Origin of the sequence: Paraburkholderia hiiakae, assembly GCF_904848665.1 — a bacterium.
GTDB lineage: Bacteria > Pseudomonadota > Gammaproteobacteria > Burkholderiales > Burkholderiaceae > Paraburkholderia > Paraburkholderia hiiakae.
Genome location: NZ_CAJHCQ010000013.1, coordinates 51,504 through 76,620, shown reverse-complemented (window position 1 = coordinate 76,620; position 25,117 = coordinate 51,504). Strand labels below are relative to the sequence as shown.

Sequence of the window (25,117 nt, the reverse complement as noted above, 5' to 3'; positions counted from 1 at the left end):
AGGTGAACCGGTCGGGCAGAAAAACACGCGACGCCGCGCACGGCGTCATTTTTTTCTCACGCGATAGACCGCAAGACTACCACGCCAGTTCACGCCCCATCGAACGGTCTGGCCCCCATGGAGTACGGCGCGGTCGAGAATTTCGATGCCCACCTCGGGCGCGAGCGCCTCGAAGTCCTTCACCGTGAGAACACGCACGTTCGGCGTGTTATGCCACTGGTAGGGCAGCGACTTCGAAACCGGCATGCGTCCGCGCAGCACCGAAAGCCGGTGCGGCCAGTAGCCGAAGTTCGGAAACGAGACGATGCACTCCTTGCCCACGCGCGCCGTCTCGCGCAGGATCGCGGCCGTCTGGTGAATGGTCTGCAGCGTTTGCGAGAGGATCGCGAAGTCGAAGCTTGCGTCCTCGAAGAGGCGTAGGCCGTCTTCCAGGTTTTGCTGGATCACGTTGATGCCGTTCTTCACCGAAGCGAGCACCCCCGCGTCGTTGATCTCGATGCCGTAGCCCGTGCACTCAAGCTCCTCGGTGAGAAGCGAGAGCAGCGAGCCGTCGCCGCAGCCGAGGTCGAGCACTTTCGCGCGCGGTTCGATCCAGCGCGCGATGGTGCGAAAGTCGGGACGGCCGGAAAGACTGTCGAAAGCGCTCTGGTTCATGCGCCCACCTCAGCAGCAATACGTTCGTAGTAAGCGCGCACCACATTGTGATAGCGCGCGTCGTCGAGCAGGAAGGCGTCGTGGCCGTGCGGCGCGTCGATTTCCGCGTAGGTGACCTGGCGCTTGTGATCGAGCAGCGCCTTCACGAGTTCGCGCGAGCGCGCGGGCGCGAAACGCCAGTCGGTCGCGAAGCTCGCCACGAGGTACTTCGCCTTCGTGTGCGCGAGCGCGCGCGTGAGGTCGCCGTCGTACGCCTTGGCGGGGTCGAAGTAATCGAGCGCGCGCGTGATCAGCAGGTAGGTGTTGGCGTCGAAGTAGTCGGCGAACTTGTCGCCCTGATAGCGCAAGTACGACTCCACTTCGAATTCCACGTCGAAGTTGAAGTTGTACTCGTCGACGGCGCCTTCTGCGCGGCGCAGCGCCCGGCCGAATTTTTCGGCCATGTCGTCGTCGGACAGATAGGTGATGTGGCCGATCATGCGCGCCACGCGCAGGCCGCGGCGCGGTTTCACGTTGTGCGCGTAGTAGTCGCCGCCGTGGAAGTCGGGGTCCGAGAGGATGGCCGAGCGCGCTACCTCGTTGAACGCGATGTTCTGCGCCGAGAGCTTGGGCGTGGAGGCGACCACGATGCAGTGGCCGAGACGTTCGGGATAGCGCAGGCTCCATGCAAGTGCTTGCATGCCGCCAAGGCTGCCGCCCATTACCGCGGCGAACTTCTCGATGCCGAAGCGATCGGCCACGCGCGCCTGGGCGTCCACCCAGTCCTCGACGGTCACGACCGGAAACTTCGCGCCATAGGGCTGGCCGCTTGCCGGGTCGATGCTCATCGGGCCCGTCGAGCCAAAGCACGAGCCCAGGTTATTCACGCCGATCACGAAGAAGCGATTGGTATCGAGCGGCTTGCCCGGGCCGACCATGTTGTCCCACCAGCCCACATTTTTGGGGTCGTCCTCGTAGACGCCCGCCACGTGGTGCGAGGCGTTGAGCGCGTGACAGACGAGCACCGCGTTACTGCGCGCGGCGTTGAGCGTGCCGTAGGTCTCGACCACGAGGTCGTACCCGGCCAGCGCCGTGCCGTTCTGCAGTTGCAGGGGCTCGTCGAAATGCAGTGTTTGAGGAGCGACGATGCCGATCGATTCCATTCGTTCCGCCTTGGTTTTTCGGGCGGCTAAACGGTGTCGGCGGGCGCGGAGTGCGAAAGGATTGGCGCAGCTGACGACCTCTTTAGCCGCATTTATATCGAACTCCAGGCTAGAAGCCCTCGGAGTTCACGCGCCCGCAATCGAGTCAGCAAATCGGCGCGTGGGTATAGCAAAAGGAACGCAGAGTATATCGGAAAAAGTGCAAAGCGACGCGCAGCGCAGGAAAGGCGGCCCGGGCGCTACGGCGCCGCCCGGCGCACTTGCGCCTCCCTTCATGCGCCCGCGCGCCGCGCGAGGCCCCGAAGCCTCATCACTTCCCGGGCGCAGACGGATGCGCGTTGCGCCAGCGACGCAGCTGCAAGGCCGCGATGATCATCAAGAGTCCGTAGAGGACCGCGTAGGCGGCGATCACCCAGATCAGCGAAAGGGCGCCCGCGCCGGGGAACATCGCGAAGAAAAAGCCCACCGTGGCCGACAGCAGCCCCGAAATCCCGACCGCCCATGGATGCGCAATGGCGTGCCGGTACTGGATCGCGTAGACGATTTCGAAGATGCCCGTGAAGAACGCCCACACGCCGATGATCATCACGAGGACGATGGCGGTCTCGCCGGGCCAGAAGAACGCCACGAGGCCGGCGATCACACCGATCAGACCGATGATGACGTAGGTCCAGCGCCGCGTGCCGCCGCCGCGCGCACCGTAGATAAGCGCGAACGCGCCGTCGACGATGGCGTAGGCGCCCCAGACGATGGCGAGCGTGAGCACGGTGAGGCCGGGCAGCGAGAAGGCGAGCACGCCGAAGATGATGGCGGCGAGACCGCGCGCGATGAGCCATCCCCAATGGGCGGAGAGGCCCGTCAGGATGGGCGGAAGGCCGAAGGGAGGAACGGGACGGTTCATGCGGCGGTTCTCCTTGTAGCGACGCGAGCAGCCGCCACGAAAGAACGCCGCGCGGCCGCGCTATTGAAGAATGATGCGGATCTGCTCGTCTGCGTGCTCGCTCGGTGACCGAGTGAAACCGCTTTGCGCATAGCGATGCCAGCAACCGATCACATAGCGCACGACCAGATTCGCACGGACCGTTGGATCGTATCCTTTGGCGGTGGCCTTCGCGTTGACATGGTCAGACCCTGAAATTCCCCTGCGCTCCGCCTCTTGCGCGACGGCAACGCGCAGACACTGACGCAGCGACGCCTCGACGCGATCGAGCATCTGGTTCACGCGTTCGGCGAGGCGCTCGTGCTCGCCCACAAGGGCTTCGCAGGTCAGTACGCGGGTCATGCCCGCGTTGCGCGTAGAAAAATTGACGAGCATCAGGGCAATCGCACGCGCCTGCAGGACGCCGCTCGGCTCTTTTTCGACGATCTGGTTGATGAGCCCGAAGAGCGTCTGCTCGATAAAGTCGATCAGGCCCTCGTACATCTGGGCCTTGCTCGCGAAATGGCGATACAGCGCGGCCTCGGAAACCCCCAGGCGCGCGGCCAGCGCCGCGGTGGTGATTTTCTCGCCACGCGGCGCCTCGAGCATGGTGGCGAGCGTCTGGAGAATGTGGATACGGCGTTCGCCCGGTTTCGGGCGGGGGGCGCGGCGGGCCGCGCCCGGCGATTCTGCTGCTTCGACTGCTTCACGCGTTTCTGTCGGCTGCATGGATATCGTCCCTGGCGTTGGCCTCTGGGCTTACGCTCCCCCGTTTTACTTCGAGCGTCCCGACTGCAGGCCTGGTTTCAGGGATTTTAGCGAACGAATGCGACGATCGACATAGTGGGGCCTGCCAGTGCCCGGCAGATGCGCCGGCAAATGCCCCGTGATCCATACGGTGCGGATGCCAAGACACCGATAGCGCTTGAGGTGGCTGCGCGTGTCTTCGATCAGGATCGCATCCGCGAGGGCCACGCCCGCCCGGCGCAGCGTGCCGCGCAGCATCGCGCGGTCGGGCTTGGCGCGCCAGTGGCTGCGCGAGCGCATACCTTCGATGGCGATCACGCGCTCGAAGAGCCGCTCGATGCCGAGCGCCGCGAGCACCGCGTGCGCATAGTTCTCGGGGCCGTTGGTGAGGACGATCTTGCGCCCCGGCAGGGCGGCGAGCGTGCGGGCGAGGCCGCGCTCGGCGTGCAGCATGCCGTGCAGGTCGTCGAAGGTATGCACGACCTTGAGGAAGTCGTGCGGGTCGATCGGATGATGGCGCGTGAGGCCGAGCAGCGTCGCGCCGTAGCGGCGCGTGTAGCTCGTGCGCAGGTGATTGGCTTCGTCGCGGTTCACGCCGAGCGCATCGATGATGTATTGCGTCATCCCGGCGTTGATGGCCGGGAAAATCGCGCGCGACGCATTGTGCAGCGTGTTGTCGAGATCGAAGAGCCAGACAGGGCCGCCCGTCGTGCGGGCGACGCGGCGCGGCCGGCGCCGGGCGCGCCTGGCATGAAGGCTGGAGTCGGTCATCTCGGGCGTGAGACGCGGCGGCGGCACGCTGCCGCCGCGGGTGGGAAGGTGCTTAATGCGAGCGGATCATCGTGCCGAACGGCTGTTCGGTCAGGATTTCCAGCAGCACCGAGTGCTCGATGCGGCCGTCGATGATGTGCACCGAGCGCACGCCACTCTTGGCCGCGTCGAGCGCCGACGAGATCTTCGGCAGCATGCCGCCCGAGATCGTGCCGTCTTCGAACAGGGCGTCGATTTCGCGGGCCGAGAGGTCGGTGAGGAGGTTGCCCGCCTTGTCCATCACGCCGGGAATGTTCGTCATCATCACGAGCTTTTCGGCGTTGAGCACCACCGCGAGCTTGCCCGCCACGAGGTCGGCGTTGATGTTGTACGACAGGCCGTCTTCGCCGAAGCCGATCGGCGAGATCACCGGAATGAACGCGTCGTCCTGAAGCGCCTTCACGACCGCCGGGTTAATTGCCTCGACTTCGCCCACCTGGCCGATGTCGATGTACTGACCGGGGTTGTCGCGGTCCGGCATCATCAGCTTGCGTGCGTGGATCAGGCCGCCGTCCTTGCCGGTCAGGCCGACCGCGTGGCCGCCGAAGTGGTTGATGAGCGTGACGATGTCCTGCTGCACCTCGCCGCCGAGCACCCACTCGACGACTTCCATGGTCTCTTCATCGGTTACGCGCATGCCCTGGATGAAGGTGCCTTGCTTGCCGATCTTCTTGAGCGCCGTGTCGATTTGCGGGCCGCCGCCGTGCACGATGACCGGATTGATGCCCACGAGCTTGAGCAGGATGACGTCGCGCGCGAAGCCCTGCTTGAGCCGCTCTTCGGTCATGGCGTTGCCGCCGTACTTGATAACGACGGTCTTGCCGTGGTACTGGCGAATGTAAGGCAGCGCTTCGGCCAGGATTTCGGCTTTCAGGGTGGGTGCGATCTGCGTAAGGTCGAGAGGCTCGGACATGGCGGCGGAGACTGGACGAAAAACGGACGAAACTCGCGGACGAAGATCCGCGGACGAAAAACGCGGCCGTAAAACGGTCGAAACAGGCCGGATTGTACAGGACTGGCGCGGTGCAGCAGGGAAAACGGCGGGCAAGCGCCGCGCATCGAACGCAGCAGCGAGGCGCATGCGCAACATGGGCACCATTGCATCGGCAGCGCGGCAAAACGGGGCGAAATCGGGAGAAAGATGCGCGAGAAATAGGCGGGAGGGAAAGGCGCGACGTGAAAAGCCCGGCGAAGGACACGCGCCCGGGCTGTGGCATCATCTGTGTGTCGCCAACCCATGGCTTCGAGAGGAGTGCGCGCCATGACCGCCTCCGCCGTGCCCGCCACCGGCATGAAAAGCCCCCGCTGCCCGCGCTGCGGGAACAGCTTCGACTGCGGCAGGAACACTGAACCCTTTGATTGCTGGTGCAAGTCGCTGCCCGCCTTGCCCTCCAGTAAGCTCGACCCGCGCGGGCGCTGCCTCTGCCCCGAATGCCTTGCGGCGGCGGCGGCCCCGGGCGTGGGAGCCGCGCCGAAGGGCGGGAACGCTATGCCTTGACTCGCGCACCGAGTTGCGCACCGCGCGCGAGCGCCGCGAGATCGGCGCTCACCTCGTCGAGCACGGGCTCCCACTGTTTGAACGTCTTTTGCCGGTACAGCCGGGTATTCGGATACCACGGGCTGTCGCTGCGGTCGAGCAGCCAGACCCAATGCGGATTCACGTCGAGCAAGACCCAGGCGCGCTTGCCGAGCGCACCCGCGAGGTGTGCGCTCGACGTGCACACGGAAATCACCAGATCGAGCGAGTCGACGAAGGCCGCGGAGTCGTCGAAGGTTTTCCACTGCGCGCTGAAGTCGCTCACCTCGAAGCCGGCCTCATGCGCCGCCGCGACGTCTTTCTCCGCGCCGGGCTGCAGCGAGTAGAACGCCACGCCCTCGATGCCGCCGAAATGCTGGGCATACCGGTCGAGCCCGACGCGACGAAAGGGGTTGCGTTTGTGCGTGAGGCTGCCCGTCCACGCGAGCCCGACCTTCAGGCGCTTTTCGCCCGCAAGGCGCTCGCGCCAATGCGCCGCCGCTTCGGGATCGGCCTTGAGATAACCCGTGGGGCCCGGGATCGTCACTTCCTCCGTGCCGAAAATAAGCGGCAGGCTCAACAGCGAGACTTCGCAATCGTAGTCCGGCAGGTTTTCGACGGGTCCACCCGCGCAGTACAGGTCGCAACGACCGCCCAGGCTGCGCGCGAGCAGGGCGCCCATCTGCGGGAACGAATTCCAGACGAGCCGGCCGCCTTCGCGATGCACGCGCTCGGCGAGCATGGGTACGTAGCGGCAGAACTGCAGCAGGTCGCCCATGCCCTGCTCGCCCCATACCAGTAACGTGCGGCCCGCGAGCGGCTCGCCGCGCCACTGCGGCTTCGGGAAGACCGGGCGGCCCGCGGCCAGCTCGCTCGCCCCCTGCCAGCGCATCTCGTGTCCGGGCCAGCCTTCGGCATAGTTACCGCGCAGAAGCTGGGTCATCGACAGGTTCAGGCGTAGCGATGCGTCGTTGGGCGCATACTGGCAGCCGGCGCGCGCGGCGCGTTCGGCCTCGTCCCACTGCTGCGCTTCCTTGCAGGCCATCGCGTAGTTGTTCAGGGCGAGCGGGCTCTGCGGTGCGAGTTCGAGCGCTCGGCGGCTGGCTTCGATCGGACGCGCCGGGTCACTGTCCGTTGGGAATACGCGCGCAAGGTTGATCCAGGCGTTGACGTTGCCGGGCTCTTCGGCGACCGTTTCTTCGAGCAGCGGCAGAATCTCGGCATCTCCAAAATTGATCTGCATCAATGCCGTTGCAAGATTGTTGCGCAGATTTGGAAACGTACGCGTGATCGTCAGCGCGTGGCGGTAAGGTTCTACCGCTTCGGCGTGACGGTTTGCAAACTGCAGCGCAAGGCCCGCTGCGAACCACGCGGCGGCCCGCTTCGGCGCGAGCCGGGCGATCGCAGCGCTCACGCGCACGGCATCTTCCGCCAGAGCGCTATCCTGAGCGCCGGCGGCGATGAGCATGAGTGTGTCGTCGTCGAAGCCACGCATCAAGGTGCGCGTGGCGGCCAGCAATTCGTGTGCGGACGCATCGGTTGCCTTGGCGGTCCCACCGGCCGCCGCCGCGTCGATGAAATCGAGAAAGAGATTGCGCACAGGTTGGAGCGCGCGAGGAAGCGAGGTCTGCATGATTCCTTCTTGCTTGTCAGAAAGCGCCGAAGTAAATGTGGTCGGCGGATGACATAGATTGAAGCAAACCTTTTCAAGATAATGAATCAGACAAGTCTTAACCGGTAAACTGACAGCATGCATCGCATAACCGTCAGTGCTCGTGTCAATCTCAGCCATCTGTTCTGGCTGCGCAGTCTCGCCATCATCGGCCAGCTCTGCACGATCGCGTTCGTGCAACTCTTCATTGGCGTGCAGTTGCCGCTGCCCGCCATGCTGTTCGTGATCGCCATGGAAGTGGCGTTCAACGGCGTGACCTGGCTGCGCGTCACGCAGGATCGTCCCGAGTCGAATCTCGAATTGTTCGGCCAGCTTTGGGTCGACCTCGGTGCGCTCTCCGCGCTGCTCTTTCTTTCGGGCGGCACGACCAATCCGTTCGTCTCGCTTTATCTGCCCTCGCTCGCCATCGCGGCTGCCGTGCTGCCGTGGTATCTCACCGCGTGGCTCGCGGCCTTCGCCGTGGCCTGCTACGTGCTGCTCGGCTTCGACAACGTTCCGCTCAATCTCGACAATCCCGCCAACCTGTTCGACTACTATCGCGCGGGCATGTGGGTGAACTTCATGGTGAGCGTGTGCTTGATCGTGTGGTTCGTCGCGCGTATGTCGCGCGCGCTGCGCCAGCGCGACACCGCGCTCGGCGACGCGCAGCAGCGCTTGTTGCGCGACGAGCGCGCCGTGGCGCTGGGCGTGCAGGCCGCCACGGTGGCGCACGAGATCGGCACGCCACTCTCGACCATCGCCATGCTGACCGAGGAACTGCGCGATGTCGCGCGCACGGACAAGGGCCTCGCGCCGTACTCCGCCGACCTCGAACTGCTCGACAAGCAGATCTCGCTTTGCACCTCGGCGCTCGCACGCCTCAGGAGCCGCGCTTCGTCCACGGGCGCGCGCCAGGTCGTGAGCGAATGGCTCGGGCCGTTCGTCGAGCAATGGCGCCTGCGCCATCCGCATGTGAAGTTCGAACTCGTCGACAATGGACCGGGCGACTTCGCCCTCGACGATACCGTCGCGGTTGGTCAGATCCTCACCATCCTGCTCGACAACGCCGCGCGCGCCAGCCGCGATTTCGTGACCTTGCGCGCCTATGCCGCCGCGCGAGCCGGTTATGTCGATTTCGAAGTCTGCGATGCGGGGCCTGGCATTCCGTCATCGCTGCGCGCCTCGCTCGGCGCAGCGCCCGTGGACAGCACCCAGGGCGGTCACGGCGTCGGCCTGTATCTGGCGTTTTCGTCGGCGGCGCGGCTTGGCGGCTCGATCGAGCTCAATGACGTCACGCCGCCCGGCAGCGCGTCGGGCGAAGTGAGTGGCGCGGACGACGGGACGTCGGCCGGAGCCGCAACCGGCAGCGGCACGCGCACGCGCCGCGCGCGCGGCACCCGTGCGGTGCTGCGCTTGCCGGCGAAGCAGGTCAAGGCGGGTGAGGCGGGTCAGGCGAACCCGGCGGCAGCGGCGCGAGAAGTCGCAGCGTCCGCGGGTTCGGAGATTGGATCAGGCGAGGGGCCGGGCCGGCCCGACGCCGCGTAACAACACGGAGAATTAGGCATGAGCGATATGAGTTTTCTGGTCATCGACGACGACGAAGTGTTCTCCGACATCCTCACGCGCGGCCTCACGCGGCGTGGCTTCGAGGTGAAGCAGGCACACAATGCGGAAGAGGCGATTCGTTTCGCCAACCAGCACAAGTTCTCGCAGATCACCGTGGACTTGCATCTCGGCAACGATTCAGGCCTGTCGCTCATCGCGCCGCTGCGCGAACTGCAGCCGGACGCCCGTATGCTCGTACTCACGGGTTACGCGAGCATCGCCACCGCGGTGCAAGCCGTGAAGGACGGCGCGGACAACTATCTCGCCAAGCCCGCGAACGTCGAGATGATTCTCTCGGCACTCCAAAGCGATGCGAGCGCGATGCAGGCCGAAGAAGCCATCGAGCACCCGGCGCCGCTCTCGGTTGCGCGCCTCGAATGGGAGCACATCCAGCGCGTGCTGGCCGAGCACAACGGCAACATCTCGGCCACGGCGCGCGCGCTCAACATGCACCGGCGCACGCTGCAACGCAAGCTCGCGAAGCGCCCGGTGCGCCAGTAAACACACCAGACGCGCCAAAAGAAAAGGGACCCCGCGGGGTCCCTTTTTCATGCGTCATGCTTCGTACTTAGAGCACGTAGCGCGACAGGTCTTCGTCCTGCGCCACTTCGCCGAGCGCCTTGTCGACGTAGGCTGCGTCGATCGTCACGCTCTTGCCCGCGTGATTGCCGGCCGCGAACGACACGTCTTCCAGCAGCTTTTCGATCACCGTGTAGAGGCGGCGCGCGCCAATATTCTCGGTCTTCTCGTTCACGGAGAAGGCGATCTCCGCGAGGCGGCGAATGCCGTCTTCGGCGAAGTCGAGCTGCACGTCCTCGGTTGCGAGCAGCGCCTGATACTGCTTGACGAGGCTGGCATCGGTCGCGACCAGAATCGCTTCGAAGTCCTTCACGGAGAGCGAATCGAGTTCCACGCGAATCGGGAACCGGCCCTGCAGTTCGGGGATCAGATCGCTCGGCTTCGAGAGATGGAACGCGCCGCTCGCGATGAACAGGACGTGATCGGTCTTCACCATCCCGTACTTCGTGTTGATGGTCGTGCCTTCCACGAGCGGCAGCAGATCGCGCTGCACGCCCTGGCGCGAAACCTCACCGCCGCCGCTGCCTTCGTTGTTGCGTGAGGCGATCTTGTCGATTTCGTCGAGGAACACGATGCCGTTCTGTTCGACGTTCTGCACGGCTTTGGCCTTGACCTCTTCGTCGTTGAGCATCTTCGACGCTTCTTCGTCGGTGAGAACCTTGAGCGCTTCCTTCACCTTGAGCTTGCGGCGCGTTTTCTTGCCGCCGCCGAGATTGGCGAACATCGAGCGGATCTGCTCGGTCATGTCCTCCATGCCCGGCGGCCCCATGATGTCCATGCCCGCTTGCGGCTGCTCGACGTCGAGCTCGATTTCCTTGTCGTCGAGCTGACCTTCGCGCAGGCGCTTGCGGAAGGTCTGGCGCGTGGCGTTGTCACCGCCTTCGGCATGGCTCGTTGCATCAGACGAACCGAAACCTACGGGACGCGCGCTCGGCAGCAGGATGTCGAGAATGCGGTCCTCGGCCTGGTCGGTGGCCTTGCTGCGCACTTTGCGCATTTCCGATTCGCGCGTCTGCTTCACCGAAATCTCGATGAGGTCGCGCACGATGCTGTCCACGTCGCGGCCGACGTAGCCCACTTCGGTGAACTTCGTCGCTTCGATCTTGATGAAAGGCGCATCGGCAAGCTTCGCGAGACGCCGCGCGATCTCAGTCTTGCCGACGCCCGTCGGCCCGATCATGAGGATGTTCTTCGGCGTGATTTCCTGGCGCAGCGGGTCGGCCACCTGCTGGCGGCGCCAGCGGTTGCGCAGCGCGACGGCCACGGCCTTCTTCGCGTTCGCCTGGCCGATGATGTGCTTGTCGAGTTCCGAGACGATCTCGGCGGGGGTCATGGTGCTCATCCTGATTCCTTCTCGTGTGTCCGGCGGGTTACGCGAGTTATTCGATGATTTCGATCACGCGGTTGTGATTCGTGTAGATGCACATGTCGCCCGCGATCGCGAGCGACTTTTCGACGATCTCGCGCGGCGAGAGTTCGGTGTTCTCCACGAGCGCGCGAGCCGCGGCCTGCGCATACGCGCCGCCCGAGCCGATCGCGCAGATCCCTTCTTCGGGGTCGAGCACGTCGCCGTTGCCGGTGATCACGAGCGTCGTGGTCGCGTCGGCGGCGATCAGCATGGCTTCGAGGCGGCGCAGCATGCGGTCGGTGCGCCAGTCCTTGGCGAGTTCGACGGCGGCGCGTGTGAGGTTGCCCTGATGCTTTTCGAGCTTGGCTTCGAAGCGGTCGAGCAGCGAGAACGCATCGGCGGTGCCGCCGGCGAAGCCGACCATGACCTTGCCGCCATAAATGCGCCGGACCTTCTTCGCGCCACCCTTCATGACGATATTGCCGAGCGTGACCTGGCCGTCCCCGCCGAGCGCGACTTTGTCGCCGCGCCGCACGGATACGATCGTCGTGCCGTGAAATTGCTCCATGTGCGTTCCTTTTTACCGTTGATGCCGGGTTGGATGCGTAGGTGGAATGCCTGCCGCTTTCGGGTGGGCGCAGCGGCGCTCGCGCGTTTCGCATGCCGCTTTGCGTGCATTGCGGCGCCACTGCCCTGAATCCGGGTGCGTCGCGAGCGCCTCTGGCGCGCGGCGAGCGCATATCACGTGAAGTTTAGGGCGGCGATGGGCATATCAAGGGCCGCGGGCGCAGAAAACGGCGCGGTGGCGAGGTGCCCAACGGCGCGAGCGCGCACGGGGGAAGGATGCAGAAGGCTGAAGAAAAACGCGCGCGCGCAAAAGAAAAAAGCGCACGGTGCTCCGTGCGCTTCGACAGGGAAGGCAAGTCGCTAGCCGCGCAAGCAGGGCTTTGCGGCCAGAAAAAAGCTCAATCGCCGAACAGCTTCTGGCGCAGTTCGCGGCGCTCCTGCGCTTCGAGCGAGAGCGTGGCGGTCGGGCGCGCGAGCAGACGCGGGATGCCGATCGGCTCGCCCGTTTCTTCGCACCAGCCGTAGTCGCCGGAATCGATGCGAGCGAGCGATTGCTGCACCTTCTTGAGCAGCTTGCGCTCGCGGTCCCGCGTGCGCAGCTCGAGCGCGTGCTCTTCTTCGATCGTCGCGCGGTCAGCCGGATCGGGAACGATCACGGTTTCGCGCAGATTCTCAGTGGTCTGGCCCGCATTGCGGAGGATTTCCGCCTGCAGCTGTTCGAGCCGGTTCTTGAAGAAGGCGAGCTGATCCTCGTTCATGTAATCCTTGTCGCTCATCTTCAGGATTTCGGCTTCGGTCAAGAGTCGTTTCGTCGTCATCTGGCTTGCTTCTTCAATGAGTGAGGCAAAACTGGCACATCTTGCCTGCACTTTTGTGTTGCCCGCAGTGGCCGCGGTGGCCTTTACCAACCTTTACCACTTTGCCAGGCGCAGTTACCGCGCCGTTATTGCGCGCTGGCGGGCACGGACGATGAACTGTCGTGACGCCCGAAGCGCCGCTGCGGGGCCGAACTCCTCTGGAAACCGGTCTTCAGATGCTCCTGAGGCATATATCGTACCGACTGCGCGCTGCGACGCGATGCGCTGCCGGTGGGGCGTCCCTCGGCTGATATCCGGGGCACCTCTCTTCCAGTGGGGCCGTATTGTAACCGAACCGCAAACTCGCGCCGCAAGCGGGAAATCCCTGCAGTGGCCCGCCTGTCTCCAGGCAGTTCGCGGACCGGTCGATATCCAGAAAATATAACGCGCCAATCGTGAAAAAGCGATGGTCGGGTACGTTATTTGGCGCACGAAGCGGGAAGAGGTCTTCGCGCAGGCCGCAAACGCAGCGCAGGCGCGACGTTGCGGCGCGAAAAGTCCAGACGAAAACGCCCGGCTCGCGGCCGGGCGTGTATCTGAAAAAAGCCTAAAAAGCGGGAGGATTCCGTCAGGCGAGGCAGGCGTCGAGCCCGTCGGTGATGAGGTCCTGCGGCAGCTCGATGCCGATGAACACCATCTTGCTGTTCTTCTTCTCGATTGGCAGCCATTTGGCGGCCAGATCGCTGCCCATCATCTGGTGCACGCCCTGGAACACCACCTTGCGGTCCACGCCCTTCATGTAGAGCACGCCCTTGTAGCGCAGGAGGCGCTCGCCGTAGATCTGCAGGATGCCGCCGAGGAAGTCTTCCAGACGGTTCGGATCGAACGGGCGGTCGCTGCGGTAGACGAACGACTTGATCTTGTCGTCGTGGTGCGCGTGATGGTGATGGTGGCCGTGGTCGTGGCCTTCGTGGCTGCACTGGCCGTGATCGTGGTCGCAGTCGGCGTGATCGTGGCCGTGATCGTGATCATGGGCATGATCGTGGTCGTGGTCGTGGTCGTCTTCGGCGAGGAAGTCCGGGTCGATTTCGAGCTTGGCGTTCAGGTTGAAGCCGCGCAGATCGAACACTTCCTTGATGTCTGCCTCGCCGAAATTCACCTGGCGAATCTGCGCCTTCGGGTTCATATGCAGCACGCGATGACGCAGGTCGGCAAGTTCCTTCTCGTCGACGAGGTCGGCCTTCGTGATGAACAGGCGGTCGGCGAAACCCACCTGGCGCTGCACCACTTCGTGCTCGTCGAGCTGATGATTGCCGTGCTTGGCATCCACGAGCGTGATGATCGCGTCCAGCAGGAATTCGTCGGCGATCTCGTTATCCATGAAGAACGTTTGCGCGACCGGACCCGGATTCGCGAGACCCGTGGTTTCGATCACCACACGCTCGAAGTCCAGCTTGCCGTCGCGCTTTTGCTGCGCGAGGTCGCCGAGCACGCGCGCGAGGTCGCCGCGAATCGTGCAGCAGATGCAGCCGTTGCTCATCTGGATGATTTGCTCGGTGCTGTCTTGCACGAGAATTTCGTTGTCGATGTTCTCTTCGCCGAACTCGTTCTCGATCACGGCGATCTTCATGCCGTGCTTCTCGTTCAGGATGCGCTTGAGCAGCGTGGTTTTGCCGCTGCCGAGAAAGCCGGTCAGGATGGTGACGGGAATCATGCTGGTTGCCATGCTGTCTGCCTGGTAGGTGTTCGAGGGGTACGTTCAGGCGCGCCGCTTCGTGCTGTCGCTGCCTTCGAGTGTTACAACATAACTTCCTATTGAAACATATCTGCGCCGCGCCCGCATGCGGCGGCCGGGCGCGAGGCCTAATCGGGGTGCGAACGAACGCGCCGAAAGGCGCTCAAGCGGCGCCGCCGAAACGCCTCAGATAAGGCCGTCTCAGGCGATTTGCAACAGCAGGCCTTTCAGATATTCGCCTTCCGGGAACGCCGTGAGCAGCGGGTGATCCACGCCGGCGCCCAGGCGCTTGAGGATGCGCGCGTCTACCTTGGCGTCGGCGGCGGCGCCCGCCACGATCTTCTGGAACAGCGCCGAATCGATCGCACCCGAGCACGAATACGTGAACAACAGACCGCCAGGACGCAGCAGCTTGAGACCCGTGAGATTGATGTCCTTGTAGGCGCGCGCGGCGCGGTCCACGTGCTCGCGCGAGGCCGCGAACTTGGGCGGATCGAGCACCACGAGGTCGAAGCGCTCGCCTTCGTCGTAGAGGCGGCGCAGCGTCTTGAAGGCGTCGGCGTCGAGCCAGGTGGCAAGCGCCGCGTCGAAGCCGTTCGCCTCGACGTTTTTCTGCGCCGTGGCGAGCGCGTCGCCCGACGAGTCGATCGACACCACGCGTTTCGCGCCCCCTTTCATGGCCGCGAGCGAGAAACCGCCGGTGTAGCAGAAGCAGTTGAGCACCTCGCGCTCGCGCGCGTAGGTTTGCACGAGCGCGCGGTTGTCGCGCTGGTCCACGTAGAAGCCGGTTTTGTGGCCGTTGCGCACGTCCACGTGATAACGCACGCCGTTCTCGCTCGTGATGATCGTTGCGGGCGGCTCGTCGCCGGCGAGCAGGCCGGTGATTTGTTCGAGCCCTTCCTTCTCGCGGATCGACACATCCGAGCGTTCATACACGTTCGGGCAGCCCGTTGCGGAGGTGAGTGCCGCCACGATCGCTTCCTTCCACGCCTCGACGCCCGCCGCCATGAACTGGCACACGAGCTGGCCGCGGCCCCCCGCAGCATCTTCGATGTAGTAATCGACGATCAGACCCGGCAGGCCGTCGGCCTCGCCGAAGATGAGGCGCACCGCGCCCGTGCCGCTCACCATCGCGCGGCGGTCGGCCACGGCGCGCTGCACGCGGCGCTTGAAGAACGCATGGTCGATCGGCTCGTTTTCGTCGAAGCTCCACACGCGCGCGCGGATCTGCGAATGCGGGCTGTAGGCGGCGCGTCCGAGAAAGCGGCCGTCGGCCGAGCGCACGATGACGGTCGCGCCGGATGCGGGCTTGCCTTCCACGCGGTCGATCGCGTTCGCGTAGACCCACGGATGGCGGCGCAGCAGGGATTTTTCTTTAGACGGCTTGAGGGTGACGATATTCATGATGGCTTCAATGCTGGGTGACGGGGCAGGCGCTGCGCGGCGTTGCGAGCCACGTGGCGCGTACTCCGCGGCGCTTCAATCGCGCTTCTTGGCGCGCGGATGCGCGGTGTCGTAGACCTTCGCGAGATGCTGAAAGTCGAGCGACGTGTAGACCTGGGTGGCTGAGATGCTGGCGTGGCCGAGCAGTTCCTGCACGGCGCGCAGATCGCCGCTCGACTGCAGCAGATGCGTGGCGAACGAGTGCCGCAGCACGTGCGGGTGCACGTTCGCCGGAATGCCCGCGGCAATGGCGGCGCGCTTCACGCGCTCGCGCACCACGCCCGGCGCCATACGGTTGCCGCGCACGGAGAGAAAGAGCGGGGCGTCGTCGTGCTTCACGAAGGCGCTGCGGGCGGCGAGCCAGGCGTCGAGCGCGTCGAGCGCCTTGCGCCCGACCGGCACCATGCGGTGACGGTTGCCCTTGCCCAGCACCTCGACTTCGGCGGCGTCGCGCTTGAGCCAACCCGCCGATTCGTAGCCGTCGCGCTTCATATAACGCACGTCGAGCCCCACGAGTTCCGCGAGACGCAGCCCTGACGAGTAGAACAGCTCGAGCATCGCGCGGTCGCGCAACGCCTCGGGGCCGCCTTCTTCCACGCCGGCAATGGCAGGCGCTTCCATGAGATGCGTGGCGTCGTCGACGGAAAGCGCCTTCGGCAGCGTTTTGGCGCGTTTGGGCGCACGCACTGCGGCCACGGGATTCGCGTCGATTTCGATGCGGCCCGCGAGCCAGCGATAGAAGGCGCGCCAGGCCGACAGCCGGTGCGCGATGGAGCGCGCCGAGAGGCCGCCCGCGTGCGCGCGCGCCACCGCACCGCGCACTTGCGCGGGCGTGACTGTTTCGAGCGGCTTGCCGTTGGCGAGCTTCTTCAGCTCGCCGAGTTCATGCGTGTAGCCGCGCAGCGTGTGCTCCGAGAGCCGCCGCTCGTGTTCGAGCATCGCGAGGTAGTCGGCGATCGGATCGGTCGGGTTCACGGTGGGCGGCTTGGGTGAGCGTCAGTGCGGCAGCAGACGCGAGAGCGCCGCGCTCGCGAGTGCGCCGATCTGCGTGAGAAAGTCGGTGGCCATGCCGTCGTGGAAGCGGCGCGGGTCGGGCGAGCCCATCACCAGCAGGCCGAAGGCTTCACCTTGGGGCGCGTCGTTCGAGGCAACGGCGGGTACGCGCAGCGCGATGATCGCGACCGATTCGGCCGCGCCTTCGCTCGAGTCGAGCCATTGCGCGGCCTCGAAGCCGGTGTTCGCGCCGCAGTACGGCGTGTCGAGACTGTTCGCGAAGATGCGCACTTCCTCGCCGGTATGACGCGCGAAATCGGCTTGGCCGTAGGCCTCGGCCACGTCCCACACACGCAGCGCGGCCTGCGGCATGTCGAACACATCGCGCAGATTCTGCGTGATGGAGCGCGGCAGCGCATACGGGTCGCGCTCGGCGATCATGCGCGTAGTCCAGCGGTTGAACTTCGCGGCGATCGAATCGTTCTCGTGGCCGTAGCGCAGCAGTTCCGAAAGCCGGCGCTCGAGATGCTTGTTCTTCTCGCGCAGCATTTCCATCTGGCGCTCCTGCAGCGAGACGGCAGCCTTGCCGTGCGGATTGCCTAGCTTGATCGTCGCGAGCAGCTCGGCGTGCTCAACGAAAAAATCGGGGTGGGCGAGCAGATAGTCGGCAACTTCGCGATCATTCATGTTGTGGACGCGTTGTAGTTGTAAGGCGCGCACGGCGGCGCGCAGTCTGTCATGCGTTTGAGTTTTCGTGCGGCGCGACGTTCTCTCGTTGCGTGCGCCGCAAGGCCCGAATCGACCGGAGGCGCGCGCTAGTCGGCCAGCTCGATCTCGCCTTCGAACACCGTGGCGGCCGGGCCTGCCATGGTGAGCGCGGCGGATTCGTCGCGTGCGCCGTCCCAGGCGATGGTCAGCATGCCGCCATGCGTATGCACTTTCACGGGGGTGTCGAGCAGCCCGCGGCGAATGCCCGCCGACACGGCCGCGCACGCGCCGGTACCGCACGCGAGCGTTTCGCCTGCGCCGCGCTCGAATACGCGCAGCTTCACTTCGTTGCGCGAAACGATCTGCATGAAACCGGCATTCACCTTGTTCGGGAAGCGCTCATAGGTTTCGATGGCCGCGCCTTCTGCATTCACCGGATACGCTTCGACGTCCTCGACGACCTGTACCGCGTGCGGGTTGCCCATCGAGACGACCGACACCCATCGCCGGGCGCCGCGCATTTCGCCACCCAGGTCGAGGGGCCAGAGCGTGTCGTTGCCTTCGCGGCGGCCTTCAAGACCGTTCGCGTTGAACGGCACGTGCGCCGGTTCGAACTCGGGGCGGCCCATGTCGACGACGACTTCACCGTTTTCCTGCACGACGAGCGTGATCGTGCCCTTCTGCACCTGCACGCGCACGCGATTCGAACGGGTGAGCTTGCGATCGCGCACGAATTTCACGAAGCAGCGCGCGCCGTTGCCGCAGTGCTCGACCTCGCCGCCGTCGCAATTGAAGATGCGATAACGGAAGTCCACGCCTTCCACGGTCGGCTTCTCGACCAGCAGCAGCTGGTCCGCGCCGATGCCGAAGTGGCGGTCGGCGAGCGCGCGCACGCGCTCGGGCGTGAGCGCCAGATCCTGGCTGTAGCCGTCGAGCACGACGAAGTCGTTGCCCGCGCCGTGCATCTTGGTGAATTTGAGTTTCATGCCGTCATTGTAAGCGAGGCCCGGGCGAAAACCCGGGCCTCGAACGTGTGCGCAACGTTCAGCTATAGACGCTCGGTTCGCCCGGCGGCCGCGTCTTGAAGCGCTTGTGGACCCAGTAATACTGCTCGGGAATGCGTGGAATCTGTTCTTCGAGGAAAGCGTTCATGCGGCGCGCGTCGAGATCGTCGTCGCCGGTTGGATAATTTTCCCAAGGTTTGAACACTTTCAGCCGATAACCCTTGTAATTGGGCAACACCTCGCCGATGAACGGTACGACCTGCGCATGACCCACCTTCGCCAAACGCCCGACCGCCGTGAGCGTGCACGCCGGCACGCCGAAGAAGGGCACGAACGTGGAATTGCGCATGCCGTAGTCCATATCGGCGCCGAGCATCACGGGCTTCTTGTCGCGCAGCCAGCGCAGCACGGCGCGCGCGCTGTCCGCGCGGCTCACCATTTCCGCGCCAAAACGGCTGCGTCCGGCCTTGGCCGCGGCTTCGAACTCGGGGTTCGAGAACGGCTGGTAGAGCGAGCCGCAGGGCCGGTGCAGCGAGTAGTTGAGGAACATGGAGCCCGCCTCGATGCCCACGAAATGCAGGCCGAGGAAGAGCGTGGGCGGCAGGTTCGGATCGGTGAGATCGATCTCGCTGTCGAGCTCGACGATCTTTTCAAGTTTCTTCGCCGAGGCGAACCACTGCACGCTGCGCTCCATGTAGCTGCGAATGGCGTGACGGAAGTGCAGCCCCGCCACTTCCTCGCGCTTTTCGTCGCTCCACTCGGGGAAGCACAGGCGCAGATTCGTATGAACGACGCGCTTGCGGCGGCTCGGGATCTTGTAGAGCAGCCAGCCGAGGCCGTCGCCCAGACGCGCGACAAAGCCATAGGGCAGGATCGCGAACAGCTTGAGCAAGCCGATGGCGAAACGGGAACCGAGTTTGCCTAGCATGCGGCAACTCCGCGGCGAGGCTTGCGAACTGTGGACAGGGCGATGGGCGGCACGCGGGGGACACTCTGCGACAATTTAAGGAAGTCGCTATAATAAGGGCTTCGCCGAGTTAACAGACAACTTGCGGGGCGAAGCCGGATGGCCGTCATTGGCGGCAACCGGACAGGAAATCCGCTAAAGCGTCGCCGCTTCAAAGCTCCCGAAGCTGGCTACGTGAACTTCAACCGTCACCAGCTACAGGAGCCTGACACGTGGCAAACGACTATTTCTTCACCTCCGAATCCGTCTCCGAAGGCCATCCGGACAAGGTCGCCGACCAGATCTCGGACGCGATCCTCGACGCCATCCTCACGCAAGACAAGTACTCGCGCGTTGCAGCGGAAACGCTGTGCAACACGGGTCTCGTCGTGCTCGCCGGTGAAATCACCACGACGGCCAACGTCGACTACATCCAGGTCGCGCGTGACACGATCAAGCGCATCGGTTACGACAACACGGACTACGGCATCGACTACCGCGGCTGCGCGGTGCTCGTCGCTTACGACAAGCAGTCGCCGGACATCGCCCAGGGCGTGGATCGCGCGCACGACAACAACCTCGACCAGGGCGCCGGCGACCAGGGCCTGATGTTCGGCTATGCGTGCGACGAAACGCCCGAGCTGATGCCGCTGCCGATCCACCTTTCGCACCGTCTGGTCGAGCGCCAGTCGAACCTGCGCCGCGACGGCCGTCTGCCCTGGCTGCGCCCGGACGCGAAGTCGCAGGTCACGATCCGCTACGTCGACGGCAAGCCGCACGCCATCGACACCGTCGTGCTCTCGACGCAGCACTCGCCGGACATCGACCTCGGCACGCTGCGCGAAGCCGTGATCGAAGAAGTCATCAAGCCGGTGCTGCCGTCGGAACTCATCAAGGGCGACATCAAGTTCCTCGTGAACCCGACCGGCCGCTTCGTCATCGGCGGCCCGCAGGGCGATTGCGGTCTCACGGGCCGCAAGATCATCGTCGACACGTACGGCGGCGCAGCCCCGCACGGCGGCGGCGCGTTCTCGGGCAAGGACCCGTCGAAGGTGGACCGTTCGGCGGCTTACGCAGGCCGTTACGTCGCGAAGAACATTGTGGCCGCTGGCCTCGCGTCGCGCTGCCTGATCCAGGTTTCGTACGCGATCGGCGTGGCTGAGCCGACTTCTGTCATGGTCAACACGTTCGGCACCGGCAAGGTTTCGGACGCGACCATCACGAAGCTCGTGCGCGAGCACTTCGATCTGCGTCCGAAGGGCATCATCCAGATGCTCGACCTGCTGCGTCCGATCTACGAAAAGACCGCCGCTTATGGCCACTTCGGCCGCGAAGAGCCGGAATTCTCGTGGGAAGCGACCGACCGCGCGCTCGCGCTGGCCGAAGCCGCTGGCACGGAGCCGGTGAGCGCAGCCGTCGCGTAGGCGTACGCAAGCTGGCTTCGCGCCGGCCGGCGGCAACGCCGGTAAAGCGCGAAGCGACGCGAAGAAAAACCCCGCAGGGCGCAAGCCCGTGCGGGGTTTTTGTTTTCTGCGGACCTGCGCGGCGTGGGTCCTAGCGCATCGCGAAACCGAACCAGCCCTCGCTACTCGCGCCCATGCGGCGCGGCTTGCGCGTGCTGCGCGCCACATGAACCGTGGCGGGCGCGGCGAGCGTGCGCAGTGGCGCGTTCGGGCGATAGAGCAGCGTGCGCAGCGAGAAGTGGCGCGTGCCCGAGCGCATGCGCAGCACAGCGAAGAACGAATGGAACCAGGTGCGCATGCTGTCGACGGGCTTCGTCTCGCGCACCTGCTGTGCGAGCGCGCGGGTGCGGGCAGTGTGGTGGCGCAGTGCGCGCACCAGATGTCGGCGGGCGGGGCGTGCCGCTTTCAGCGCGGTATGAGCGGCGTGGGTCATGCGTTGAGTATCGAAGAGGGTATGCATGGCGGTTGAGCAATCGGGTTCGAGGTGCGCCTTGCGCGACGCTTTGCGTCGAGCAGCAAACGTGCCTGTCTTCCAGGGCGTCACGATCTGGGTGGACGGGAGACGGGCAGCATGGCGCGGCGTGGGACGCGACGCGACAGATTCTTCTGTTGGAGCGCCTTGTGTGGCAAGGCGTTCACGGCGATCCGTCGGTGCGATGAGAATTCGGCGAAGTGAAACAACATGCGCAACAGGCTACACGCGAATCATGACCGCAGAAAGTCGGTTAATACCCGGCCCTGCGCGTCTTTGATGCACACGATCCCACCCTTTGTCCTCATCGCGGTGCGTGCGCGCCATTCGCGTGCGACGCGATCGACGCGGCGCATGGAGCCACCTCGTGCGACCGCGTGGTCCTTCCCGCCGTGCCGGCACGCTTTACAATCGAAGCGTCGGCGCGCGCCGACGCCTCAGCCTTGTCGTTTCGCGAAGCCACGAACGCAGGCTGCGGCCCTTGCTCGCATCGAGATCGCATAACGGAAGTCCCATGTCAGTCCAGTCAAAGAAAGAACAGGTGCAGGCGCTGCGCGAGCGCGGCTTCGTGGTCGTGCCGGGGCTCGTCTCGCCCGAGCGCTGCGAGGCGATCAAGCGGGTGGCGCAGGAGCAGTTGCAAGCGGCTGCCACGCCGCTCGAATTCGAAGCCGATTTGCGCTACCCCGGCGCGCCCGAATCGAAGGACGCCCCGGGCGGCCACACGGTGCGGCGCCTGCTCGACGCCTACTCGCGCCACGCGCTGTATCGCGAATGGGCCACGTCGCCGGAAATCGCGGGGTGGATGGAGTTGTATTTCGGTGAGGAGCCGGTCCTCTCGCGCGTGCATCACAACTGCATGATGACGAAGCACCCGCACTACGGCAGCCTCACGGGCTGGCACCGCGACGTACGCTACTGGTCGTTCGAGCGCGACGACCTCGTTTCGGTCTGGCTCGCACTCGGGCCGGAGAAGATGGAAAACGGCGGCCTGTGGTTCGTGCCGGGCTCGCACGACGCGCCGTTCACCTCGGATCGCTTCGACGCCGCGAAATTCTTCCGCGCCGACCTGCCCGAGAACAAGGCGTGGATCGACCGCGCGATCGCCCCGACGCTCGCCGCCGGCGACGTGGTCTTCTTCCACTGCAACACGCTGCATTCGGCGGGGCAAAACCAGAGCGATCAGGTGAAGTTTTCGCTCGTGTACACGTATCACGGCGCTAGCAACGTGCCGCTGCCGGGCACGCGCTCGGCGTCGAAGCCCGAGGTGAAGTTCTGAAGCGGCGCTGGGTGGCTTTCGCTTAGCGCCGGCGCCCCGACATCGTGAGCCCGGTGATGCCCGCGAGCGTCGCGGCGATGCCGCCCCCAATCAAGAGGATCGTGCGATTGGTGGGCGCGCCGGTGAAGAGGCGCGACATGTCGTTCGCGAACGAGTGGAGCGACTGGCCGCCGAAGTACAACAGGACGACGCCACAGGCGATGAGCGCGATCGAAATCGCTTTGGCCATGAACAACCTCTCGCAAAGGATGGACGCCGCAGTGTAGGCGAGTGGCCGCGGCGCGTCCAGGGTGCGGTTTTTCTGGCGCCGTGACGCGCGCGTTGGCGCGTCTTTCATCGCCTTTCCCGCATAGTGGGCATCTGCACGGCTTGGGCGGATTGGCTAACATAGCTGCCTCACGCGAGCGGCACGCCCCACGGCGCGCCCGTGCCCATCCCTTCGCTCATACCGGTTTTCGCAGAGGATCACACCATGGCTTACGAAGCAGCCTCAGAACGCTATTCGGACATGCAGTACCGCTTTTGCGGCAAGTCGGGGCTCAAGCTGCCCGCACTGTCGCTCGGTCTGTGGCACAACTTCGGCGACACCACGCCGATCTCGACCCAGCGCGATATCCTGCGCACCGCGTTCGATCTCGGCATCACGCACTTCGACCTCGCGAACAACTACGGCCCGCCGTACGGCAGCGCCGAAACGAACTTCGGGCGCATTTTCAAGGATGATTTCCGTCCGTACCGCGACGAGCTGCTGATCTCGTCGAAGGCGGGCTGGGACATGTGGCCGGGTCCGTACGGCCAGGGCGGCGGCTCGCGCAAGTACGTGCTCGCGAGCCTCGACCAGAGCCTGCAGCGCATGGGGCTCGACTACGTCGACATCTTCTATTCGCATCGCTTCGACGTGGAAACGCCGCTCGAGGAAACGGCGGGCGCGCTGGCCACGGCCGTGCAGCAGGGCAAGGCGCTGTATGTCGGCATCTCGTCGTATTCGCCCGCCAAGACGCGCGAAATGGCCAGGCTTCTCGCCGAATACAAGGTGCCGCTGCTCATTCACCAGCCGTCATACAACATGCTCAACCGCTGGGTCGAGGAAGAATTGCTCGACACGCTCGAGGACCTGGGCACGGGCAGCATTGCGTTCACGCCGCTCGCGCAGGGCGTGCTCACGAACAAGTACCTGAACGGCGTGCCCGAAGACGCGCGGGTGAACCGCCCGGGCGGCGGCTCGCTAAAGAGCGAGCACCTGAGCGCGCAGAACATCGAGCACGTGCGCAAGCTCAACGACCTCGCGCTGCGCCGCGGCCAGAGCCTCGCGCAGATGGCGATTGCCTGGACGCTGCGCGGCGGCCGCGTCACCTCGGCGCTGATCGGCGCGAGCCGCGCGGAGCAGGTGCGCGAGAACGTCGCGGCGCTGAAGAACCTGGAATTTTCGAAGGAAGAACTCGCGGAGATCGACCGTTATGCGACGGAAGGCGGCGTGAACCTGTGGGAGAAGCCGTCGACCGATCAGCGCGTCTGAGCCACGTTTCCCGACTCGAAAAACCGCCTCCTTGCGAGGCGGTTTTTTTATGCGCGAATGATCGGGCAACTGCGTGCCGCGGCCGCACTGCGCGCCGTTCTTCGCACTGTCATGTGGCCCTGCTACCGTCGCGGCTGCCTTTGCTGCGAGGAATCACCATGGAGTCCTTGAGCGCCGAATCTGAAGCGCTTTCCCCGTCCGCCACGCGCGCCGAACCCGCCGGGCGGCCCGAACGAGCGATGCGCCCGCCGCAGCCCGCGACGGCGGTCCGCACGAATGCCGCGCTGATCGCCTTTGCGTTCACGGCGCTGTGCTACGAACTCATCGGCTTGCCGCTTCTGCTGGGCGCAGCAGGCGGCCCGACGCTCGCCCTGCTGGCAACGCTTGCGCCCGTCGTGCTGGCCACGCCGATCCACTGGGGGCTCATCCACGAAGGCATACACGGGCAACTTGCGCGCGACCGGCGAGCGAACGAGTGGCTCGCGCGCGTGCTCGCGATCGGTCTGGCGATGCCGTTCGACGCCGTGCGTTTCGGACACCTGATGCATCACCGCTTTACGCGCGAGCCGTTCGACCGGCCCGATGTGCACGACGCGAGCGGCCCGCGCTGGCGTCGTCGTATTGCGTATTACGCGCGGTTGATGGGCGGCCTGTATGTCGCCGAATTACTGCTGCCGCTGCTGGCTTTTATGCCTGTGCGGCTCGCACGCGCCATCATCGCGCGCGGCGTGGGCGCGCATGGCCGCGAGGGCGTGCAGGTGCAGCGGCTCTTCGCAAACCACGCCGCCGATCCTGTGAGGCGCCGCCGCGCGCGGCGCGACTGGCTCGCCTCGCTCGCGCTTTACGCGGCTTCGTTCGCGCTGTACGGCAAGGCCTGGCCCGTGCTGCTCGCGGCGATGTACCTGCGCGGACTGTGGCTATCGATAGCCGATAACCTGCCGCACTACGGGGTCGCGCTCGACGAACCGGGCCGCGCGCGGGATTTTCGCGTGCCGCGCGGTCTGGGCGTTGTGCTGATGAATCATCATCTGCATCGCCAGCATCATCTGCATCCGACGCTGCCGTGGACGGCGCTGCCCGCGCTCGCGCACGCCGAAGGGGCCGCACGCGCGGAGGCGCGAGCGGGCTATGTCTCCGCCGCGTTGCATCAGTTCAAAGGATTGCAGCCGGGCGTTGATCCCGGCTGAGAGGGATGGTGCGAGCGAATGGCGCGCATGCGCGCAAGC

The 25,117-nt window shown here is 65.1% G+C and carries 25 protein-coding genes; 7 read left to right on the top strand and 18 right to left on the bottom strand.

What is annotated here, in order from left to right; genetic code table 11:
• Nucleotides 1–45 precede the first annotated feature (45 nt).
• The 6 genes from metW to argB all read right to left on the bottom strand — a co-directional run bounded on the left by metW (nt 46) and on the right by argB (nt 5,185).
• Nucleotides 46–654, bottom strand: a complete 609-nt coding sequence (gene metW, locus JMY28_RS23560) for a methionine biosynthesis protein MetW (RefSeq protein WP_201698316.1) — start codon at nt 652–654, stop codon at nt 46–48.
• A complete protein-coding gene (gene metX, locus JMY28_RS23555) occupies nt 651–1,796 on the bottom strand; it encodes a homoserine O-succinyltransferase MetX (RefSeq protein ID WP_201698315.1) in 1,146 nt (381 codons plus the stop codon). Before metX ends, metW begins: the two co-directional genes overlap by 4 nt.
• Nucleotides 1,797–2,106: 310 nt before the next feature.
• Nucleotides 2,107–2,697 carry an HdeD family acid-resistance protein gene (locus JMY28_RS23550; RefSeq protein ID WP_201698314.1) on the bottom strand — a complete coding sequence of 197 codons (591 nt, stop codon included), beginning with the start codon at nt 2,695–2,697 and terminating at the stop codon, nt 2,107–2,109.
• Nucleotides 2,698–2,757: 60 nt separating this feature from the next.
• Nucleotides 2,758–3,444: a nucleoid occlusion factor SlmA gene (gene slmA, locus JMY28_RS23545; protein WP_201698313.1), complete on the bottom strand. Its 687-nt coding sequence runs from the start codon at nt 3,442–3,444 to the stop codon at nt 2,758–2,760.
• Nucleotides 3,445–3,489: 45 nt separating this feature from the next.
• Nucleotides 3,490–4,233: a pyrimidine 5'-nucleotidase gene (locus JMY28_RS23540; RefSeq protein ID WP_201698455.1), complete on the bottom strand. Its 744-nt coding sequence runs from the start codon at nt 4,231–4,233 to the stop codon at nt 3,490–3,492.
• Nucleotides 4,234–4,285: 52 nt separating this feature from the next.
• Entirely contained in the window at nt 4,286–5,185 is a 900-nt protein-coding gene (argB, locus tag JMY28_RS23535) for an acetylglutamate kinase (RefSeq protein ID WP_201698312.1), read from the bottom strand.
• 348 nt (nt 5,186–5,533) lie between these two features.
• On the opposite strand from argB, the gene JMY28_RS23530 reads away from it, so the two are divergent.
• A complete protein-coding gene (locus JMY28_RS23530; protein WP_201698311.1) occupies nt 5,534–5,770 on the top strand; it encodes a cysteine-rich CWC family protein in 237 nt (78 codons plus the stop codon).
• Here JMY28_RS23530 and JMY28_RS23525 read toward each other — a convergent pair.
• Complete coding sequence (locus tag JMY28_RS23525) at nt 5,760–7,421, bottom strand: hypothetical protein (RefSeq protein ID WP_201698310.1); 1,662 nt, start codon at nt 7,419–7,421, stop codon at nt 5,760–5,762. The genes JMY28_RS23530 and JMY28_RS23525 overlap by 11 nt on opposite strands.
• Before the next feature lie 117 nt (nt 7,422–7,538).
• On the opposite strand from JMY28_RS23525, the gene JMY28_RS23520 reads away from it, so the two are divergent.
• The gene (locus JMY28_RS23520; RefSeq protein ID WP_201698309.1) at nt 7,539–8,984 is read left to right on the top strand and encodes an ATP-binding protein; all 1,446 of its coding nucleotides are present in this window, start codon (nt 7,539–7,541) and stop codon (nt 8,982–8,984) included.
• A gap of 18 nt (nt 8,985–9,002) precedes the next feature.
• Complete coding sequence (locus tag JMY28_RS23515) at nt 9,003–9,545, top strand: response regulator transcription factor (RefSeq protein WP_201698308.1); 543 nt, start codon at nt 9,003–9,005, stop codon at nt 9,543–9,545.
• 67 nt (nt 9,546–9,612) lie between these two features.
• On the opposite strand, the gene hslU is transcribed toward JMY28_RS23515, so the two are convergent.
• From hslU to JMY28_RS23470, 9 genes are all read right to left on the bottom strand, one after another.
• A complete protein-coding gene (gene hslU / locus JMY28_RS23510; protein WP_201698307.1) occupies nt 9,613–10,965 on the bottom strand; it encodes an ATP-dependent protease ATPase subunit HslU in 1,353 nt (450 codons plus the stop codon).
• A 37-nt stretch (nt 10,966–11,002) separates the two neighbouring features.
• Nucleotides 11,003–11,539: an ATP-dependent protease subunit HslV gene (hslV, locus tag JMY28_RS23505; RefSeq protein WP_201698306.1), complete on the bottom strand. Its 537-nt coding sequence runs from the start codon at nt 11,537–11,539 to the stop codon at nt 11,003–11,005.
• Nucleotides 11,540–11,936: 397 nt separating this feature from the next.
• Nucleotides 11,937–12,356 carry an RNA polymerase-binding protein DksA gene (gene dksA / locus JMY28_RS23500; RefSeq protein WP_028203189.1) on the bottom strand — a complete coding sequence of 140 codons (420 nt, stop codon included), beginning with the start codon at nt 12,354–12,356 and terminating at the stop codon, nt 11,937–11,939.
• Nucleotides 12,357–12,963: 607 nt separating this feature from the next.
• Entirely contained in the window at nt 12,964–14,049 is a 1,086-nt protein-coding gene (locus JMY28_RS23495; protein WP_201698454.1) for a CobW family GTP-binding protein, read from the bottom strand.
• Between the two features lie 222 nt (nt 14,050–14,271).
• Nucleotides 14,272–15,474: a class I SAM-dependent rRNA methyltransferase gene (locus JMY28_RS23490; RefSeq protein ID WP_201698305.1), complete on the bottom strand. Its 1,203-nt coding sequence runs from the start codon at nt 15,472–15,474 to the stop codon at nt 14,272–14,274.
• Between the two features lie 75 nt (nt 15,475–15,549).
• Nucleotides 15,550–16,452 (bottom strand): tyrosine recombinase XerC, encoded by a 903-nt coding sequence (gene xerC / locus JMY28_RS23485; RefSeq protein WP_236597009.1) that lies wholly within the window; start codon nt 16,450–16,452, stop codon nt 15,550–15,552.
• A 57-nt stretch (nt 16,453–16,509) separates the two neighbouring features.
• Nucleotides 16,510–17,193 (bottom strand): DUF484 family protein, encoded by a 684-nt coding sequence (locus JMY28_RS23480; RefSeq protein ID WP_201698303.1) that lies wholly within the window; start codon nt 17,191–17,193, stop codon nt 16,510–16,512.
• 128 nt (nt 17,194–17,321) lie between these two features.
• The gene (dapF, locus tag JMY28_RS23475) at nt 17,322–18,200 is read right to left on the bottom strand and encodes a diaminopimelate epimerase (RefSeq protein ID WP_201698302.1); all 879 of its coding nucleotides are present in this window, start codon (nt 18,198–18,200) and stop codon (nt 17,322–17,324) included.
• A 58-nt stretch (nt 18,201–18,258) separates the two neighbouring features.
• Nucleotides 18,259–19,146 carry a lipid A biosynthesis lauroyl acyltransferase gene (locus JMY28_RS23470; protein WP_201698301.1) on the bottom strand — a complete coding sequence of 296 codons (888 nt, stop codon included), beginning with the start codon at nt 19,144–19,146 and terminating at the stop codon, nt 18,259–18,261.
• Between the two features lie 251 nt (nt 19,147–19,397).
• Here JMY28_RS23470 and metK point away from each other — a divergent pair, with 251 nt between their 5' ends.
• Complete coding sequence (gene metK / locus JMY28_RS23465) at nt 19,398–20,588, top strand: methionine adenosyltransferase (RefSeq protein ID WP_201698300.1); 1,191 nt, start codon at nt 19,398–19,400, stop codon at nt 20,586–20,588.
• Nucleotides 20,589–20,718: 130 nt separating this feature from the next.
• Here metK and JMY28_RS23460 read toward each other — a convergent pair whose 3' ends face one another.
• Nucleotides 20,719–21,087 (bottom strand): hypothetical protein, encoded by a 369-nt coding sequence (locus tag JMY28_RS23460; protein WP_201698299.1) that lies wholly within the window; start codon nt 21,085–21,087, stop codon nt 20,719–20,721.
• Nucleotides 21,088–21,613: 526 nt separating this feature from the next.
• Here JMY28_RS23460 and JMY28_RS23455 point away from each other — a divergent pair.
• Nucleotides 21,614–22,375, top strand: coding sequence for a phytanoyl-CoA dioxygenase family protein (locus JMY28_RS23455; protein ID WP_201698298.1), 762 nt, complete (start codon nt 21,614–21,616; stop codon nt 22,373–22,375).
• A 22-nt stretch (nt 22,376–22,397) separates the two neighbouring features.
• On the opposite strand, the gene JMY28_RS23450 is transcribed toward JMY28_RS23455, so the two are convergent.
• Nucleotides 22,398–22,604 carry a DUF3185 family protein gene (locus JMY28_RS23450; RefSeq protein WP_201698297.1) on the bottom strand — a complete coding sequence of 69 codons (207 nt, stop codon included), beginning with the start codon at nt 22,602–22,604 and terminating at the stop codon, nt 22,398–22,400.
• A gap of 243 nt (nt 22,605–22,847) precedes the next feature.
• Between JMY28_RS23450 and mgrA the strand changes: the two genes are divergently transcribed.
• Both mgrA and JMY28_RS23440 read left to right on the top strand, forming a co-directional pair.
• Nucleotides 22,848–23,891 (top strand): L-glyceraldehyde 3-phosphate reductase, encoded by a 1,044-nt coding sequence (gene mgrA / locus JMY28_RS23445; RefSeq protein ID WP_201698296.1) that lies wholly within the window; start codon nt 22,848–22,850, stop codon nt 23,889–23,891.
• A 158-nt stretch (nt 23,892–24,049) separates the two neighbouring features.
• On the top strand, nt 24,050–25,078 hold the full coding sequence (locus tag JMY28_RS23440; RefSeq protein WP_236597000.1) for a fatty acid desaturase: 1,029 nt from the start codon (nt 24,050–24,052) through the stop codon (nt 25,076–25,078).
• The last annotated feature ends 39 nt before the right edge of the window (nt 25,079–25,117 follow it).

Coding starts and splice junctions, on each gene's coding strand:
- metW (WP_201698316.1), bottom strand. CDS start 654: ATGAACCAGAGCGCTTTCGACAGTCTTTCCGGCCGTCCCGACTTTCGC.
- metX (WP_201698315.1), bottom strand. CDS start 1,796: ATGGAATCGATCGGCATCGTCGCTCCTCAAACACTGCATTTCGACGAG.
- JMY28_RS23550 (WP_201698314.1), bottom strand. CDS start 2,697: ATGAACCGTCCCGTTCCTCCCTTCGGCCTTCCGCCCATCCTGACGGGC.
- slmA (WP_201698313.1), bottom strand. CDS start 3,444: ATGCAGCCGACAGAAACGCGTGAAGCAGTCGAAGCAGCAGAATCGCCG.
- JMY28_RS23540 (WP_201698455.1), bottom strand. CDS start 4,233: ATGACCGACTCCAGCCTTCATGCCAGGCGCGCCCGGCGCCGGCCGCGC.
- argB (WP_201698312.1), bottom strand. CDS start 5,185: ATGTCCGAGCCTCTCGACCTTACGCAGATCGCACCCACCCTGAAAGCC.
- JMY28_RS23530 (WP_201698311.1), top strand. CDS start 5,534: ATGACCGCCTCCGCCGTGCCCGCCACCGGCATGAAAAGCCCCCGCTGC.
- JMY28_RS23525 (WP_201698310.1), bottom strand. CDS start 7,421: ATGCAGACCTCGCTTCCTCGCGCGCTCCAACCTGTGCGCAATCTCTTT.
- JMY28_RS23520 (WP_201698309.1), top strand. CDS start 7,539: ATGCATCGCATAACCGTCAGTGCTCGTGTCAATCTCAGCCATCTGTTC.
- JMY28_RS23515 (WP_201698308.1), top strand. CDS start 9,003: ATGAGCGATATGAGTTTTCTGGTCATCGACGACGACGAAGTGTTCTCC.
- hslU (WP_201698307.1), bottom strand. CDS start 10,965: ATGAGCACCATGACCCCCGCCGAGATCGTCTCGGAACTCGACAAGCAC.
- hslV (WP_201698306.1), bottom strand. CDS start 11,539: ATGGAGCAATTTCACGGCACGACGATCGTATCCGTGCGGCGCGGCGAC.
- dksA (WP_028203189.1), bottom strand. CDS start 12,356: ATGACGACGAAACGACTCTTGACCGAAGCCGAAATCCTGAAGATGAGC.
- JMY28_RS23495 (WP_201698454.1), bottom strand. CDS start 14,049: ATGATTCCCGTCACCATCCTGACCGGCTTTCTCGGCAGCGGCAAAACC.
- JMY28_RS23490 (WP_201698305.1), bottom strand. CDS start 15,474: ATGAATATCGTCACCCTCAAGCCGTCTAAAGAAAAATCCCTGCTGCGC.
- xerC (WP_236597009.1), bottom strand. CDS start 16,452: ATGCTCGAACACGAGCGGCGGCTCTCGGAGCACACGCTGCGCGGCTAC.
- JMY28_RS23480 (WP_201698303.1), bottom strand. CDS start 17,193: ATGAATGATCGCGAAGTTGCCGACTATCTGCTCGCCCACCCCGATTTT.
- dapF (WP_201698302.1), bottom strand. CDS start 18,200: ATGAAACTCAAATTCACCAAGATGCACGGCGCGGGCAACGACTTCGTC.
- JMY28_RS23470 (WP_201698301.1), bottom strand. CDS start 19,146: ATGCTAGGCAAACTCGGTTCCCGTTTCGCCATCGGCTTGCTCAAGCTG.
- JMY28_RS23460 (WP_201698299.1), bottom strand. CDS start 21,087: ATGCATACCCTCTTCGATACTCAACGCATGACCCACGCCGCTCATACC.
- JMY28_RS23455 (WP_201698298.1), top strand. CDS start 21,614: ATGTCAGTCCAGTCAAAGAAAGAACAGGTGCAGGCGCTGCGCGAGCGC.
- JMY28_RS23450 (WP_201698297.1), bottom strand. CDS start 22,604: ATGGCCAAAGCGATTTCGATCGCGCTCATCGCCTGTGGCGTCGTCCTG.
- mgrA (WP_201698296.1), top strand. CDS start 22,848: ATGGCTTACGAAGCAGCCTCAGAACGCTATTCGGACATGCAGTACCGC.
- JMY28_RS23440 (WP_236597000.1), top strand. CDS start 24,050: ATGGAGTCCTTGAGCGCCGAATCTGAAGCGCTTTCCCCGTCCGCCACG.